The 14,844-nt window shown below is 67.0% G+C and carries 14 protein-coding genes; 11 read left to right on the forward strand and 3 right to left on the reverse strand.

Annotated features, from left to right (window positions below; translation table 11 throughout):
• Window positions 1-7: 7 nt before the first annotated feature.
• The 8 genes from argB to FDW83_RS06280 all read left to right on the forward strand — a co-directional run bounded on the left by argB (window position 8) and on the right by FDW83_RS06280 (window position 8,022).
• Window positions 8-967 carry an acetylglutamate kinase gene (argB, locus tag FDW83_RS06245; RefSeq protein ID WP_138136726.1) on the forward strand — a complete coding sequence of 320 codons (960 nt, stop codon included), beginning with the start codon at window positions 8-10 and terminating at the stop codon, window positions 965-967.
• Window positions 968-1,074: 107 nt separating this feature from the next.
• Entirely contained in the window at window positions 1,075-2,289 is a 1,215-nt protein-coding gene (locus tag FDW83_RS06250; RefSeq protein WP_138136778.1) for an acetylornithine transaminase, read from the forward strand.
• Window positions 2,286-3,287, forward strand: coding sequence for an ornithine carbamoyltransferase (gene argF, locus FDW83_RS06255; protein WP_138136727.1), 1,002 nt, complete (start codon window positions 2,286-2,288; stop codon window positions 3,285-3,287). The genes FDW83_RS06250 and argF overlap by 4 nt, the downstream gene beginning before the upstream one ends.
• Window positions 3,287-3,817: an arginine repressor gene (locus tag FDW83_RS06260; RefSeq protein ID WP_138136729.1), complete on the forward strand. Its 531-nt coding sequence runs from the start codon at window positions 3,287-3,289 to the stop codon at window positions 3,815-3,817. The genes argF and FDW83_RS06260 overlap by 1 nt, the downstream gene beginning before the upstream one ends.
• 46 nt (window positions 3,818-3,863) lie before the next feature.
• Complete coding sequence (locus tag FDW83_RS06265) at window positions 3,864-5,069, forward strand: argininosuccinate synthase (protein ID WP_138136730.1); 1,206 nt, start codon at window positions 3,864-3,866, stop codon at window positions 5,067-5,069.
• Window positions 5,066-6,544 carry an argininosuccinate lyase gene (argH, locus tag FDW83_RS06270; RefSeq protein ID WP_138136731.1) on the forward strand — a complete coding sequence of 493 codons (1,479 nt, stop codon included), beginning with the start codon at window positions 5,066-5,068 and terminating at the stop codon, window positions 6,542-6,544. Before FDW83_RS06265 ends, argH begins: the two co-directional genes overlap by 4 nt.
• Before the next feature lie 154 nt (window positions 6,545-6,698).
• A complete protein-coding gene (locus FDW83_RS06275) occupies window positions 6,699-7,235 on the forward strand; it encodes a pyridoxal 5'-phosphate synthase (RefSeq protein WP_138136733.1) in 537 nt (178 codons plus the stop codon).
• 10 nt (window positions 7,236-7,245) lie between these two features.
• Window positions 7,246-8,022 carry a maleylpyruvate isomerase family mycothiol-dependent enzyme gene (locus FDW83_RS06280; RefSeq protein ID WP_138136734.1) on the forward strand — a complete coding sequence of 259 codons (777 nt, stop codon included), beginning with the start codon at window positions 7,246-7,248 and terminating at the stop codon, window positions 8,020-8,022.
• Here the strand turns inward: FDW83_RS06280 and FDW83_RS06285 are convergent.
• Together FDW83_RS06285 and FDW83_RS06290 are read right to left on the reverse strand one after the other, a co-directional pair.
• Complete coding sequence (locus tag FDW83_RS06285; RefSeq protein WP_138136736.1) at window positions 8,019-8,513, reverse strand: methylated-DNA--[protein]-cysteine S-methyltransferase; 495 nt, start codon at window positions 8,511-8,513, stop codon at window positions 8,019-8,021. The two genes, FDW83_RS06280 and FDW83_RS06285, sit on opposite strands and share 4 nt — an antisense overlap.
• Complete coding sequence (locus tag FDW83_RS06290; RefSeq protein ID WP_138136737.1) at window positions 8,510-9,985, reverse strand: AlkA N-terminal domain-containing protein; 1,476 nt, start codon at window positions 9,983-9,985, stop codon at window positions 8,510-8,512. The genes FDW83_RS06285 and FDW83_RS06290 overlap by 4 nt, the downstream gene beginning before the upstream one ends.
• A 114-nt stretch (window positions 9,986-10,099) precedes the next feature.
• Between FDW83_RS06290 and FDW83_RS06295 the strand changes: the two genes are divergently transcribed.
• Genes FDW83_RS06295 through tyrS form a run of 3 tightly spaced genes read left to right on the forward strand, consistent with a single transcriptional unit; the run spans window position 10,100 to window position 14,435 of the window.
• Window positions 10,100-10,807: a DNA-3-methyladenine glycosylase gene (locus FDW83_RS06295; RefSeq protein WP_138136739.1), complete on the forward strand. Its 708-nt coding sequence runs from the start codon at window positions 10,100-10,102 to the stop codon at window positions 10,805-10,807.
• Window positions 10,808-10,859: 52 nt separating this feature from the next.
• A complete protein-coding gene (locus FDW83_RS06300) occupies window positions 10,860-13,088 on the forward strand; it encodes an AAA family ATPase (protein WP_138136741.1) in 2,229 nt (742 codons plus the stop codon).
• Between the two features lie 33 nt (window positions 13,089-13,121).
• Window positions 13,122-14,435 (forward strand): tyrosine--tRNA ligase, encoded by a 1,314-nt coding sequence (gene tyrS, locus FDW83_RS06305; protein WP_138136742.1) that lies wholly within the window; start codon window positions 13,122-13,124, stop codon window positions 14,433-14,435.
• A 111-nt stretch (window positions 14,436-14,546) separates the two neighbouring features.
• On the opposite strand, the gene FDW83_RS19280 is transcribed toward tyrS, so the two are convergent.
• Window positions 14,547-14,844 (reverse strand): hypothetical protein (locus FDW83_RS19280; RefSeq protein ID WP_205754655.1); only part of this gene is annotated, 298 nt, incomplete at its 5' end.

Here is a 14,844-nt window from a genome sequence, read left to right on the forward strand (position 1 = left end):
TGACACCATGAACACCCAGACGCGCGAGACCACCAGCATGTCCGACGCCCAGGCCAAGGCGGGGACATTGATCGAGGCCCTGCCCTGGATCCAGCGCTTTGCCGGCACCACCATGGTGATCAAGTACGGCGGGAACGCCATGGTCAATGACGACCTCCGCCGTGCCTTCGCGGAGGACATCGTCTTCCTCCACCACGTGGGCATCCATCCCGTGGTGGTCCACGGCGGCGGCCCACAGATCAACTCGATGCTCGGCAGGCTCGGCATCGAGTCCGAGTTCAAGGGCGGCCTGCGCGTCACCACGCCGGAAGCCATGGACGTGGTCCGGATGGTCCTCACCGGGCAGGTGGGCCGCGAACTGGTCGGTCTCATCAACTCACATGGTCCGTACGCAGTTGGCATGTCCGGCGAAGACGGCGGGTTGCTGCGCGCCGTCCGTACCGGGACCGTGGTGGACGGCGAGGAGGTGGACCTCGGGCTGGTGGGCGAGGTGGTCGGCGTCGATCCCGCAGGCATCGTGGACATCCTCGACGCCGGGCGCATCCCGGTGATCTCCACCGTGGCCCCGGAAATCCTCGACGGCGGCGACGGCACAGCAGGTGCCGGCCGTTTCCAGCCCACCGGGCAGGTGCTGAACGTCAACGCCGACACCGCCGCGGCAGCGGTGGCCTCCGCGCTGGGAGCGTCGAAGCTGGTCATCCTGACCGACGTCGAAGGCCTCTACGCCAACTGGCCGGACAAGTCCTCGCTGATTTCCTCCCTGACCGCCTCCGAGCTGCGGGACATGCTGCCCCGGCTCGAATCCGGCATGATCCCCAAGATGGCGGCCTGCCTGAAGGCGATCGATGAAGGCGTGGAACGCGCGCATATCGTTGACGGCCGGCTGCCGCACTCCATGCTTCTTGAAACTTTCACCACCGCCGGAATCGGCACCCAGGTTGTTCCGGACGAGGATGTGAAGGCATGAACGAAACTGTTGACGTGAGTCCGGCCGGCGATGGGGGCCCCGCCCGCTTCGCGGTGCCCGACCACGCCCTGGCCCCCATCGCCGGACCGGACGCCAAAGCTTCCGTTATGACTGGAATGGGAAGTGGCTCCGAGTGGCTGGCCCGCTACTCATCGTCGCTCATGGGCGTCTTCGGCACCCCGCAGCGGGTCCTGGTCCGCGGCGCCGGCTGCCTGGTGTGGGACGCGGACGGCAAGGAATACCTGGACCTGCTGGGCGGCATCGCCGTCAATGCACTTGGCCATGCCCACCCGTTCGTGACGTCCGTGATTGCCAGCCAGCTTTCCACGCTGGGCCACGTGTCCAACTTCTTCACCAGCCCCACGCAGATCGCCCTGGCCGAGAAGCTCCTGGCGCTGGCAGACGCGCCGGCCGCGTCCAAGGTGTTCTTCACCAACTCCGGCACCGAGGCGAACGAGGCCGCGTTCAAGCTTGCCCGGCGGAACACGGGCGGCGGCGATACCAAACGGACAAAGATCATCGCCCTGGAAGGTGCCTTCCACGGCCGGACCATGGGCGCCCTCGCGCTCACCGCCAAGGAAGCGTACCGGACCCCGTTCGAGCCACTGCCGGGCGGGGTGGTCCATATTCCGTTCGGCGATGTGGAGGCGCTTAAGGCAGCCGTCGACGAGACCGTGGCCGCCGTTTTCCTGGAGCCCATCCAGGGCGAGGCCGGCGTCCGCCCGCTGCCTCCCGGATACCTGAAGGCTGCCCGCGAACTGACGGCCCGGGCCGGTGCCCTGCTGATCCTGGATGAAGTCCAGACCGGAATCGGCCGCACCGGCAAATGGCTCGCGAGCGGGGATGCCGGGATCATGCCGGACGCCATCACCCTGGCCAAGGGCCTCGGCGGCGGGTTCCCCATCGGCGCCCTCATCACCATGGGGGAGCAGACGTCGTCATTGCTGTCCGCGGGCCAGCACGGCACTACGTTCGGCGGCAACCCGGTGGCGACGGCGGCCGCCCTCGCCACGCTGCACGCGATCGAAAGCCAGGGCGTGCTCGCCAACGCCACCGCCGTGGGGGAGCACCTCCGCTCCGCCTTGGCGGTGCTGCCCGGCGTCACCGAAGTCCGCGGGGAAGGCCTGCTGATCGGCTTCGACCTGGACGCGGAGGTGGCACCTGCCGTGGTGCAGGCCGGGCTCGACGCGGGCTTCATCGTCAACAGCCCCGGGCCGCGCACCATCCGGCTGGCACCGCCGCTGGTCCTCACAGAGGCCCAGGCAGACTCCTTCCTCGCCGCATTCCCGGCAATCCTTCAGACAGCAAAGGACGCATCGTGACCAGCACAACCCGGCACTTCCTCAAGGACACGGACCTGAGCCCGGCCGAGCAGGCGGACGTCCTGGAGCTTGCCGCCCGCATGAAGGCGGCGCCCTACAGCGTCCAGCCCTTCGCCGCCCAGGGCGGCGGCCGGAAGACCGTGGCTGTCATCTTCGACAAGACCTCCACCCGCACCCGGGTTTCTTTCGCCACCGGCATCGCCGATATGGGCGGCAACGCCCTCATCATCAACCCGGGCGAAGCACAAATCGGACACAAGGAGTCCGTGGAGGACACCGCCAAGGTCCTTGAGCGGATGGTGTCCACCATCGTGTGGCGGACCGGTGCGCATGCCGGTCTGGTGGCTATGGCCCAAAACTCGAAGGTGCCCGTCATCAACGCCCTGTGCGACGACTACCACCCGTGCCAGCTCCTCGCCGACCTGCTGACCGTCAAGGAGCACAAGGGCGAACTGAAAGGCCTCACCATGAGCTACCTGGGTGACGCCGCGAACAACATGGCCAATTCCTACCTGCTTGCCGGCGTCACCGCCGGGATGCACGTCCGCATCGCCGGGCCGGAAGGGTACCTGCCCGCCGCGGACATCGTGGCCGCCGCGGAGGAGCGGGCGGCGCTGACCGGCGGTTCCGTCCTGGTGACCACCGATGCCAAGGAAGCTCTTAAAGGCGCCGACGTGGTGGCCACCGATACCTGGGTGTCCATGGGGCAGGAAGCTGAAAAGGAAGCCCGGCTGCAGCTGTTCCGGGACTACACCGTGGACGAGGGGGCCATGGCGCTTGCCGCGGATGACGCCGTCGTACTCCACTGCCTGCCCGCGTACCGCGGCTACGAAATCTCCGCCGGCGTCATCGACGGTCCGCAGTCCATCGTCTGGGATGAGGCGGAAAACCGGTTGCACGCGCAGAAGGCGCTGATGGCCTGGCTCCTGCACGCCTCGGGCCAGGCCGTCGTCGAGGGTCTCGCACCCCTTGGGGACACGCCGGGAAGCACGTCCTAGTGTCCGCGCAGCCGGTATCGCCGGGCTCCAGTCCGGCCACCAAAACCGCCCGCCAGGCGCGCATCACCGCCCTCCTGACCAACCAGTCGGTGCGTTCGCAGGCGGAGCTTGCGGCGCTTTTGGCGGACGACGGCGTGCAGGTCACCCAGGCCACCCTGTCCCGGGACCTGGTGGAACTCGGCGCGGTCCGCGTACGCGGAAAAGAGGGCGCCCTGGTCTACGCGGTTCCCGCCGAGGGCGGCGATCGTGCCGCCAAAAGCGGGGTCAGCCAGGAAATCCTGGATGCCCGGCTGGCCAGGCTGTGCAGCGAACTGCTGGTCACCGCGGAAGCCTCGGCCAACATCGCCGTGCTCCGGACCCCGCCGGGCGCGGCGAACTTCCTGGCCCTGGCCATCGACCACTCGGTGATGCCGTCCATCTTGGGCACCATCGCCGGCGACGACACCGTGCTGCTGGTGGCCCGGGACCCGCAGGGCGGCCGGGACCTCGCCGCCAGGTTTTTGCAGCTGGCTGAAGAAGCCGGGCAATAAGCTTGAAGACAACATCCAAAGAAACCCCCAACAAGGAGCATGTGAAGTGACTGAACGCATTGTGCTCGCCTACTCCGGCGGCCTGGACACCTCAGTAGCCATCGGCTGGATCGGTGAAGCCACCGGCGCCGAGGTGATCGCCGTGGCGGTCGACGTCGGACAGGGCGGCGAGTCGCTCGAGACCATCCGCCAGCGCGCCCTGGGCTGCGGCGCCGTCGAAGCCTACGTGGCAGACGCCTCGGACGAGTTCGCCAACGAGTACTGCATGCCCACGCTGAAGGCCAACGGCCTGTACCAGGGCCACTACCCGCTGGTGTCCGCCATCTCCCGCCCCGTGATCGTCAAGCACCTGGTCAAGGCTGCCCGCGAATTCGGCGCCACCACCGTTGCCCACGGCTGCACCGGCAAGGGCAATGACCAGGTCCGCTTCGAAGTAGGCATCCAGACCCTCGGCCCGGACCTGAAGTGCATCGCACCGGTCCGCGACCTCGCCCTGACCCGTGACAAGGCCATCGCCTTCGCCGAGGAAAAGGGCCTGCCGATCGAGACCACCAAGAAGAACCCCTACTCCATCGACCAGAACGTCTGGGGCCGCGCCGTGGAAACCGGCTACCTCGAGGACATCTGGAACGCCCCCACCAAGGACATCTACGACTACACCGCCACCCCCGAATTCCCGCCGGCACCGGATGAAGTCATCATCTCCTTCGATGCCGGTATTCCTGTCGCAATCGACGGCGTGAAGGTCACCCCGCTGCAGGCCATCAAGGAGCTCAACCGCCGTGCCGGCGCCCAGGGTGTGGGCCGCATCGACGTCGTGGAGGACCGCCTGGTGGGCATCAAGTCCCGCGAAATCTACGAGGCGCCGGGCGCCATGGCCCTGATCACCGCCCACAAGCACCTTGAAGACATCACTGTGGAACGCGAGCAGGCCCGCTTCAAGGCGACGGTCAACCAGCGCTGGGCCGAACTGGTCTACGACGGCCAGTGGTTCTCCCCGCTCAAGCGCTCCCTGGACGCCTTCATCGAGGACACCCAAAAGTACGTGTCCGGCGACATCCGCATGAGCCTGCACGGTGGCCAGGCCATCGTCAACGGCCGCCGCTCCGAAACCTCCCTCTACGACTTCAACCTTGCCACCTACGACACCGGCGACACGTTCGACCAGTCGATGGCCAAGGGCTTCATCGAGCTGTGGGGCATGTCCGCCAAGGTTGCCTCCGGCCGCGACCTGCGGGTCGCAGGCGAGTGAGTCCTCAGCAGGGCCCACGAGCGCAGGGGTCCCCGACCGAGCGCAGCGAGGCCGGGGTGCGCTCGGGGACCAACGAGGGCGCGCTGTGGGGCGGCCGTTTCGCCGGCGGCCCCGCGGACGCCCTCGCGGCACTGAGCAAGTCCACCCACTTTGACTGGCGGCTGGCACGCTACGACATCGCCGGCTCCAAGGCGCACGCCCGTGTGCTGCACAAGGCCGGACTACTGGATGACGCCGAACTGGAAGGCATGCTGGGGGCGCTGGCGCAGCTGGACGGGGACGTTGCGTCCGGTGCGTATCTGCCGGCGGAGTCTGACGAGGACGTGCACGGTTCCCTGGAGCGCGGACTGATCGAGCGTGCGGGTGCCCAGCTGGGCGGCAAACTCCGCGCCGGCCGGTCCCGCAACGACCAGGTTGCAACCCTGGGCCGGATGTTCCTGCGCGATCATGCACGGATCATCGCCCGCGGTGTCCTGGACACCGTGGACGCACTGGTGGACCAGGCGAAGGCGCACCAGGGTGTGGCCATGCCGGGCCGCACGCACCTGCAGCACGCCCAGCCCGTCCTGCTCAGCCACCACCTGCTGGCCCACGCCTGGGCGCTGCTGCGCGATGTGCAGCGGCTCCAGGACTGGGACCGGCGGGCCGGCGTTTCGCCCTACGGCTCGGGAGCACTGGCCGGGTCCTCGCTCGGCCTGGATCCGGAAGCCGTCGCCGCGGACCTGGGCTTCTACTCCGCAGTGCACAATTCGATCGACGGCACCGCCTCCCGTGACGTCTTCGCCGAATTCGCCTGGGTGTGCTCCATGATCGGGGTGGACCTGTCCAGGATCTCGGAAGAGGTCATCTTCTGGGCCACCAAGGAGTTCTCCTTCGTCACGCTGCATGATTCGTACTCCACCGGGTCCTCGATCATGCCGCAGAAGAAGAACCCGGATGTAGCGGAGCTGGCCCGCGGCAAGGCCGGACGCCTGATCGGTAACCTGACCGGGCTGCTCGCCACGCTCAAGGGCCTGCCGCTCGCGTACAACCGCGACCTGCAGGAGGACAAGGAGCCGGTATTCGATGCCGCCGACACCCTGGAGCTGCTGCTGCCGGCAGTGTCCGGCATGATCGCGACGCTGAAGTTCAACACGGAAAGGCTGGAGTCGCTGGCGCCGCAGGGCTTCGCGCTGGCTACGGACATCGCCGAATGGCTGGTCCGCCAGGGCGTGCCGTTCCGCGAGGCGCACGAGTTGTCCGGCGCTGCGGTCAAGCAGGCCGAATCCCGCGGCGTTGAGCTGTGGGACCTGACCGACGACGAGTACGCAGCCATCTCGGAACACCTCACCCCGGAGGTCCGCACGGTCCTTTCGACCGAAGGTTCCCTGAACAGCCGCAACTCCCAGGGCGGCACCGCACCGGCCGCCGTCGAACGCCAGCTGGCCGCGCTGGAAAGCGAGCTCGCCGGCGCAAGGGAGTACGCAGGCCAGTAGCAGCACGCTCTCTCACTTTCTGCACCCAAACGGCCGACGCTCTCTCACTCTCCCCAGGAAAGTGAGAGCGCGTTGGCCGTTTTCATGCGACAAGTGAGAGAACGTTGGGTGTGAAACCTGCGCCGGCTCAACCCGCTCCGGCTACCATGGCGCCATGAGCGAAACCTTCCGCAAGTTCCTTCGCACCCTGCCGGATTTCCCGGCGGACCTTCCCCGCTTTGACCCGGCCAGCGCCCCGCGGAAGCCCGTGGAGCTGTTCAAGCAGTGGCTGGACGAGGCGCTGGACGCGGGGGAGCAGCAGCCGCACGCCTTCAGCCTCGCCACGGTCAGTGCGGGGCAGCAGCCTTCGTCGCGGATGCTGGTCCTGAAGAACATCGACGGCGACGGCTGGCACTTTGCCACCTCCCGCACCTCCCGGAAGGGGCAGGAACTCGACGTCGTTCCCCAGGCCGCCATGAACTTCTACTGGGCCTCCATGGGCCGGCAGGTCCGGGTGGCCGGGCCGGTGGTGCAGCTGTCCGCAGAGGCCTCGGCCCGCGATTGGGCGGAACGGCCGCGGGCGGACGGCAGCACCAACCCGAACTGGCAGCTCTACGCAGTCCAGCCCACCGAGTACGAGTTCTGGCAGGGCAGCAACGACGGTGACCACGTCCGGCACCGCCTGGGTCCGGACGGCACCGTTCACGGCTAGGATGAGCGCCATGACCGCTCCAGCTCCCGATGTCCTGCTCGCCGCAATCCACAAAGCCGCCGACGACGTCACTGCCGATGCCGCCAAACTCACCGACGCGGACATCAAGGCTCCTTCAGCCCTTCCAGGGTGGACCAAGGGGCACGTCCTTGCCCACCTGGCCGGGATCTCCAACGCGATGGCCCGGCAGCTTGAGTACGCGGCTCGCGGTGAAAGCATTGAGCTGTACGACGGCGGCATGGAGGGCAGGAACAGGGCCATCGACATGGCCGCCGGCCACGATGCCGCCACCGACCGTGCAGACCTCGCGGCGGCCCTGGGGCGGGTCAGGCACGCGTTTGATTCGCTGCCCGGCATCAAGGATTCCGCAGCGAACCGCACCGGCTGGTGGGCCCCCATCGCCTACCGCGGGGGAGTGGTCCTGGACGGCGGGTTGGCCCTGTGGCGCGAACTGGTCATTCACAATTCGGACCTGGGCACGGGCCGGGGACCGGAAACCTGGAGCCGGGAGTTCTGCAGCCATCTCTTCGACTTCCTGGCTGCCCGGGTGCCGGACAACGTGAAACTGGTCCTGCAGCCGCTCGGGCTGCAGCCGGTGACGATCGGCACCGGCGGGCAATCCATTGTGGTCAACGGCATGGTCACTGACATCGCCGCGTGGCTTGCCGGCCGTGAGCCCTCGCTGGGCAGCCTGCGGGCGTCAGCCGCGGCCGACGGGGCAGACCTGCCGGACCTGCTGCCCTGGCCCGCCGGAACCCCCTCACCCATAAACCCAACAGGGGATTAAGCCGCTTCGCGGGCCAGCAGGCTCTCTTTCACCCGCAGTCCCCAGCGGAAGCCGCCCAGGGAACCGTCCGTGCGGATCACCCGGTGGCACGGCACAAACAGGGCTGCCGCGTTGAACGCGCACGCGCTGGCCGCGGCCCGAACGGCCTTCGGATTGCCGGCCAGGGCGGCGTACTCGGTGTAGGTAACGGGGAAACCCGGTTTGACCTGCCGCAGAACGTCCCACGCCTGGGCGCGGAAGGGACCCGACCGCTGCCGGACCGGAACGTCCATGGCCAGGCGCGGGTCGCCGTCGTAATAAGCCTCCACGGCGAGGGATATGTCCCCGAGCGCATCGACGGGCTCGTAGGCATCGGGGAGGAGGGCCGGATGGACCTGCCCCGTCAGCTCCGCCGGATCGGCCGTCCAGCCCGAGGACAGGACCAGGCCCTCCGAGGCGAGGATGGTGAAGGGGCCATCCGGTGTGGACATGGTGAGCAGCTGGGCTTTCATTGCATCGCTTTCTGGAGAATGCCGGTGCCGGCACGGACTTTGGGTGCGGCGGCGGCCCGCCACAGGTGCATCGTGGCGTAGGAGCGCCACGGACTGACGTTCCGGAAATCAGGTGCCCCGGCGCCGGAAAGGGTGCGGATGCCGTTCCGTACGGCGGCGTCGTTGGCAAGGAAGATGTCAGGGGCGCCGAGGATCCGCATGGCCGCGTAGCCCACCGTCCAGGGTCCTACGCCGGGGAGGGGAAGCAGCATGGCGGTCAGGCCGGCCAGGTCGTCGCCATAGCCCGGATCAATCCGTCCCTCGGCCATGGCGGCAGCGGCGTGAAGGAGCGCTTCCGTCCTGCGCCGCGGTCCGCGGAGCAGATGCCCGGCCGCTGCAATTTGGGCGGATGTGGGAAAAAGGCGGTGCAGCCCGTCTCCCTGGACGCTGCTGGTGCTGCCGGCCGCGGACAGCTGCGTCAGGGCCGTTCGTGCTGCAGCCACGGTGATCTGCTGGCCCACCATGGCCCGCACCAGCAGTTCCTGTGGGTCCAGGGCGCCGGGCATCCTGATGCCAGGTGCTTCCGCCACCAGGCCGGTGAGCCGGCCGTCTTCCCCAAGGGCACTGTCGATGGCTTCGGGATCGGCGTCAAGGTCGAAGAGGCGCCGCACGCGGCTCAGCAGGGCCGGAAGGTCGCGCAGGTCCGCCGCGCCGATGGTGAGCGTCAGCGGCCGCTCCCGCGCGCCGTCGTCGTACTCAACCCGGAACCGTGCGTCTCCGTGGGGCAGCCGCAGGGTACGGGCATAGGAGGTAGCCGTGCCGGCCTCGATGCCGGGGATCGACCTCAAGGCGAGGAAGGTGAAGATGCCCGGGTCGAAGGGTTTCCGGTATGGGAGGCTAAGGGTCAGTGCGGTGGCACTACCGGCCGTTTTTCCATGCCTGGCCGTATGGCGCAGGGCAGTGGGGGGCATGTCGAAGACGTCCAGCATGGTTTCGTTGAACTGGCGGATGCTGCTGAAGCCGGCGGCGAAGGCGACGTCGGCGAGCTTCATGGGCGTGGACACCAGAAGGGTGCGGGCCGTCTGGGCCCGGCCCGCCCTCGCGAGCGACAACGGCCCGGCGCCGAGCTCCTGGGTGAGGATCCTGTTGAGCTGTCGCGACGAGTACCCCAGCCGGGCAGCCAATCCCTCCACCCCATCGCGATTAATGACGCCGTCGTTGATGAGGCGCATGGCCCGCCCCGCGATGTCCTGCCGGACGTTCCACGCCGGGGTGCCTGGGACCGCCTCCGGGAGGCAGCGCTTGCAGGCCCGGTAGCCGGCGTCGTGCGCGGCGGCTGACGTTTCATAAAAGGTGACGTTGGCGGCCTTGGGCGTCCTTGCGGGGCAGGACGGGCGGCAGTAAATGCCCGTGGTCCGGACGGCAGTGTAGAACTGTCCGTCGAACCGGGTGTCCCGGGCATCGATCGCCCGGTAGCGCTGCCAAAAGTCCACGGCTTCCATCCTGCCAGCCCGCGGAGACGGCTACTAGCGGAAATCGGACACGGCCGTAGGGTTCCTTGCGTAACCTGCTGTGGGTGACGCAACCGAAGTGGGTAGGGTCTGCCCATGACTGAAAAAGCCGCCCCGTCAGGACAACCGCTGCGGGAGTTCCTCTCCGGGGATGCCCGGACGCTCGCGCCGCTGCTGCTGGGCGCTGTCCTGACCCACGATTCGCGGGAAGGCCCGGTTTCGGTCCGGCTGACCGAGGTTGAGGCCTACCTGGGGCCGGAGGATTCCCTCCACCCGGACCCGGGCTCGCACACCTACCGCGGCCCGACCCCGCGGAACGCGCCGATGTTTGGCCCCGCGGGCCACCTCTACGTCTACTTCACCTACGGGATGCACCACTGCACCAATATTGTCTGCGGGCCGGACGGGGTTGCTTCAGCGCTGCTGTTGCGGGCCGGCGAAATCGTCGAGGGACTGGAACTGGCGCAACGTCGCCGGGCAACGTCCAAAAACCCTTCGGATCTGGCGAGGGGCCCTGCCCGCCTGGCGAAGGCATTGGGGCTTACGACGGCGGACAGCGGACGTGACGCCCTGGCCCCGCCGTTCGGGCTGGTGCTTCCGTCCGGGCCGGCTGTGCAGGTCAGCTCCGGTCCCCGGGTGGGGGTGGCCGGAGCTGGCGGGTCCGACGAGTATGCCTGGCGCTTCTGGATCACGGGCGATCCCACCGTGTCCACGTACAGGCCGGCCAAACCGCGGGTGAGGAAGCCCGGCGGATCCGCGGCCGGTTCGCCGCAACCGGACCGGTGCGCGTTTCATCAGCGTTAACGGAAATGGTTGTAGAATAGTAGGTCTGTCTTTTGCGATAGGGGAACGTTGAATGCTTGACGCCGATTTGGCCCACGAACGGGAATATGTGGCCGGGTTGTACGCCCGGTTGGAGGAGCTCCGTGAGGAAAAGCGCCGACAGCTTGCACAGGTGCGCCGGGCCGGGGCAGTGGGCACCATGCAGAACGTTTCCGAGCGCGACGCGTTCGCCGCACTGTACGAGGACCGCCTGGCGCAGCTCGACGCCGTCGATGACCGCCTGGTGTTCGGACGCCTGGACCTTGACTCCGGCGAAGCCCAGTACATCGGCCGCATCGGCCTCACTACCGAGGACCTGCAGCGCCTGATGGTTGACTGGCGCGCCCCTGAGGCCGGGCACTTCTACCAGGCCACCGCGTTCGACCGGCAGGGTGTCCGGCGCCGGCGCCACCTGATCCTGCAGGGCCGCGAGGTGAAGGCCATCGAAGACGATGTCCTTGATGCCGGGATGCTGGCGGACAACGAATCGCTGCAGGGCGAAGGAGCCCTGCTCGCTGCCCTCAATTCCAAGCGCACCGGCAGGATGTCGGACATCGTCAGCACCATCCAGTCGGAGCAGGACCGCATCATCCGCTCGTCCATCTCCGGCGCGCTGGTGGTGCAGGGCGGGCCCGGCACCGGCAAGACGGCCGTGGCGCTGCACCGTGCCGCCTACCTGCTCTACACCCACCGCGACCGGCTCAAGAGTGCAGGTGTGCTGCTGGTGGGCCCGTCGTCGTCGTTCATGAAGTACATCGAACGCGTGCTGCCCTCCCTGGGCGAGACCGGGGTGGTGATGGCCAGCCTGGGCCGCCTGATGCCCGGCATCCAGGCCGTACCCGAGAAGGATGCCGATGTCGCCGCGCTCAAGGGCCGGCTGGACATGGCGGAAATCGTGGCCAACGCCGTGTCCAACAGGCAGCGGGTCCCCGCGTCGAACCGGATTCTGGAAGTGGACGGGCGCAAGCTGACGCTGACGCCAAAGCAGGTGCGGCGCGCGCGGGAACGTGCCCGTGCTACTGGAAAGCCGTACAACGAGGCGCGCGTGACGTTCGTCAAGATCCTGCTGAAGGAATTGACGGAGCAGATGACGGACCTGGTGGAGGCAGGCAACATCGGCAACAACGCCGACCGCTCCTACCTGGCGGAGGACGTCCGTACCGCGCGGGACGTCCGCATTGCCATTAACCTGTGCTGGATGCCCATGACCCCGGAGAAGCTGATCTCGGACCTGTTCAGCAACCCGGAGGTACTGCAGTTCTGCACCCCCAACCTGACACCGGCCGAGCGGGCCCTGCTGCAGCGGCCGGCCGACGCGCCGTGGACCGAGTCCGACGTGCCGCTGCTCGACGAGGCCGCCGAACTGCTGGGCGAGCTGGATCCTGCTGCCGGGCGCGGGCTGGCCCAGCAGGAACACGACCGTGCCCGGGACCTCGCCAACGCCAAGCAGACCCTTGCCAACATGGAAACCGCCGGTGTTGATGCCCTGATGACGGCCGAGGACCTGATGGAGCACAACCAGGAGCGCGAGGCCCGGCTGACCGCTGCCGAGCGTGCCACGAGCGACCGGACCTGGGCTTTCGGGCACATCGTGGTGGACGAGGCGCAGGAGCTTTCCCCCATGCAGTGGCGGCTGCTGGTCCGCCGCTGCCCCCTGAAGTCCTTCACCATCGTGGGCGATATCGCCCAGACCAGCTCCGTTGCCGGCGCCAATTCCTGGCAGGGCGCGCTTGCCCCGATGTTCGGTGACCGCTGGCAGCTGGAAGAACTCACGGTCAACTACCGCACACCCTCCCAGATCGCCGAGGCCGCCGTGCGGATGGCCAATGCTGCGGGACTCGTGGTGTCCGCGCCCAAGGCTGTCCGGGAAGGACGCTGGGCGCCCATCATCGACGAAGTGGAGCCGGGCGGCCTGGTCCGGCGGCTGGTGGAGATCCTTCCGGAGGAGTTGGACGCGCTCGACGGCGGTTTGCTCGCCGTGATCGTCGAAGGCGACCTGTTGCCTGAAGCCGCCGCGGCCCTCCGCGCCCTTTACGGACGCCGCATCGGCACGGGTGCGGGCAGCTACGAACAAGACATCGTGGTCATCAGCCCCCGCGACGCCAAGGGCCTGGAATTCGACGGCGTCGTGGTCCTGGAACCCGCCGCCATGCTCAACCATGAGCACGGCAAGGTGGGGGACCTGTACGTTGCCATGACCCGCGCCACACAGCGGCTCCGGCTGATCGCGGGTCAGCCTGTTCCCGCTGGAATCGAGCGCTGATCGGGAGTTCCGGATACTGCTAACTTAGAAAGCGTGCCAGACATCAGCAGCCTCGAATCGCAACAGAACGACCCCACTTTTGCCAACATTTGGCAGGAGCTGAAATGGCGTGGCCTGGTCCACGTCTCCACCGACGAAGCAGAGCTGGAAGAGCTTCTCGCCGGTGCACCGGTGACGTACTATTGCGGCTTCGATCCCACGGCGCCTTCGCTGCACCTGGGCAACCTGGTTCAGCTGCTCGTCATGCGCCGGCTGCAGCTTGCCGGCCATAAGCCACTGGGGCTGGTGGGCGGTTCCACCGGGTTGATCGGTGATCCGCGCCCCACGGCGGAGCGCACCTTGAACACCAAGGACACGGTGAACGAATGGGTGGGTTACCTTCAGGCCCAGGTGCGCCGCTTCCTCAGCTTCGAGGGGGACAACGCCGCCCGGATGGTCAACAACCTGGACTGGACCGCGCCGTTGAGCGCCATCGACTTCCTGCGCGAGGTGGGCAAGCACTTCCGGGTGGGCACCATGCTGCGCAAGGACGCCGTGGCCTCCCGGCTGAACTCGGACGAGGGCATCAGCTACACCGAGTTTAGCTACCAGATTCTCCAGGGCATGGACTACCTGCAGCTCTACCGCGACTACGGTTGCGTGCTGCAGACTGGCGGCTCCGACCAATGGGGCAACCTCACCAGTGGAACCGAGCTGATCCGCAAGGTTGAGGGCAAGAGCGTCCATGCGCTGGGAACGCCGCTGATCACCAACTCGGACGGCAGCAAGTTCGGCAAGAGCGAGGGCAATGCCATTTGGCTGGACGCCGGCATGTGCAGCCCTTACGCGTTCTACCAATTTTGGCTCAACACAGCCGATGCCGACGTCGTGGACCGGCTCAAAGTGTTCACTTTCCTTACCCGCGCCGAGATCGAGGAGATCGCTACGGCGGTTGCCGAGCGTCCGTTTGCCCGGGAAGGCCAGCGCAAGCTCGCGTACGAGGTGACCTCACTGGTCCACGGGGTGGAGGCTACCGAAAAGGTCATAGCAGCCTCGGCTGCACTGTTCGGCAACGGCGACCTGTCTGCCTTGGATAAGCCGACGCTCCAAGCCGCCACATCCGAGCTGCCCTCTGCCACCGTGCAGGTGGACGGGATGGGCATCATCGATCTGCTCGTAGCGTCCGGGCTTTCGGAGAGTAAGTCGGCGGCACGACGCACTGTCGGGGAAGGCGGCGCCTACGTCAACAACGAGAAGGTGCTGGATCCCGAGGCGGTCATTTCCGAGGACGAGCTGCTGCACGGACAGTACCTGCTGCTTCGCCGGGGTAAGAAGAATCTGGCCACCGTTGAGGTGCTGGTTCCGTAACCGGGGAGTCCCACTATCACGTACACGCTCCTTCGCAGCCGATTTGCACGGCTCCGGAGGGGCGTGTATTGTTTTCTGAGTCGCCGCCGCTGAGTGGTGACAAATTCCCGACTAAATGAGAAGCGATTCTTGACGGAGCAAAGCTCTGTCCGGAGAAAAGCTCGAATTTATGCTGGGCAGATTCATTCCACCGAGTAAATTCCGGAAAAACACCGGATTTGCAAAAGTGAATAAGAATGAAATAAGCTGGAAACACCGCAGCGAAGAAAATGCGAAACAAATTCTTATTTTGTTTCCAAAGTACTCGAATGTGTCTGTTGTTTGAGAACTCAATAGTGTGCCAAGTTTGTTGATACCAATTGTTTTATGAATTGGTTGAATTGGCCGTGCCGCCACCCCGTGGTTGGCA

Origin of the sequence: Pseudarthrobacter sp. NamE2 (genome assembly GCF_005796205.1) — a bacterium.
Taxonomy (GTDB): domain Bacteria; phylum Actinomycetota; class Actinomycetes; order Actinomycetales; family Micrococcaceae; genus Arthrobacter.

Bases quoted from the DNA above. Each gene is read 5' to 3' on its own strand.
- argB (WP_138136726.1), top strand. From the start codon at position 8: ATGAACACCCAGACGCGCGAGACCACCAGCATGTCCGACGCCCAGGCC.
- FDW83_RS06250 (WP_138136778.1), top strand. From the start codon at position 1,075: ATGACTGGAATGGGAAGTGGCTCCGAGTGGCTGGCCCGCTACTCATCG.
- FDW83_RS06275 (WP_138136733.1), top strand. From the start codon at position 6,699: ATGAGCGAAACCTTCCGCAAGTTCCTTCGCACCCTGCCGGATTTCCCG.
- FDW83_RS06280 (WP_138136734.1), top strand. From the start codon at position 7,246: ATGACCGCTCCAGCTCCCGATGTCCTGCTCGCCGCAATCCACAAAGCC.
- FDW83_RS06285 (WP_138136736.1), bottom strand. From the start codon at position 8,513: ATGAAAGCCCAGCTGCTCACCATGTCCACACCGGATGGCCCCTTCACC.
- FDW83_RS06295 (WP_138136739.1), top strand. From the start codon at position 10,100: ATGACTGAAAAAGCCGCCCCGTCAGGACAACCGCTGCGGGAGTTCCTC.
- FDW83_RS06300 (WP_138136741.1), top strand. From the start codon at position 10,860: ATGCTTGACGCCGATTTGGCCCACGAACGGGAATATGTGGCCGGGTTG.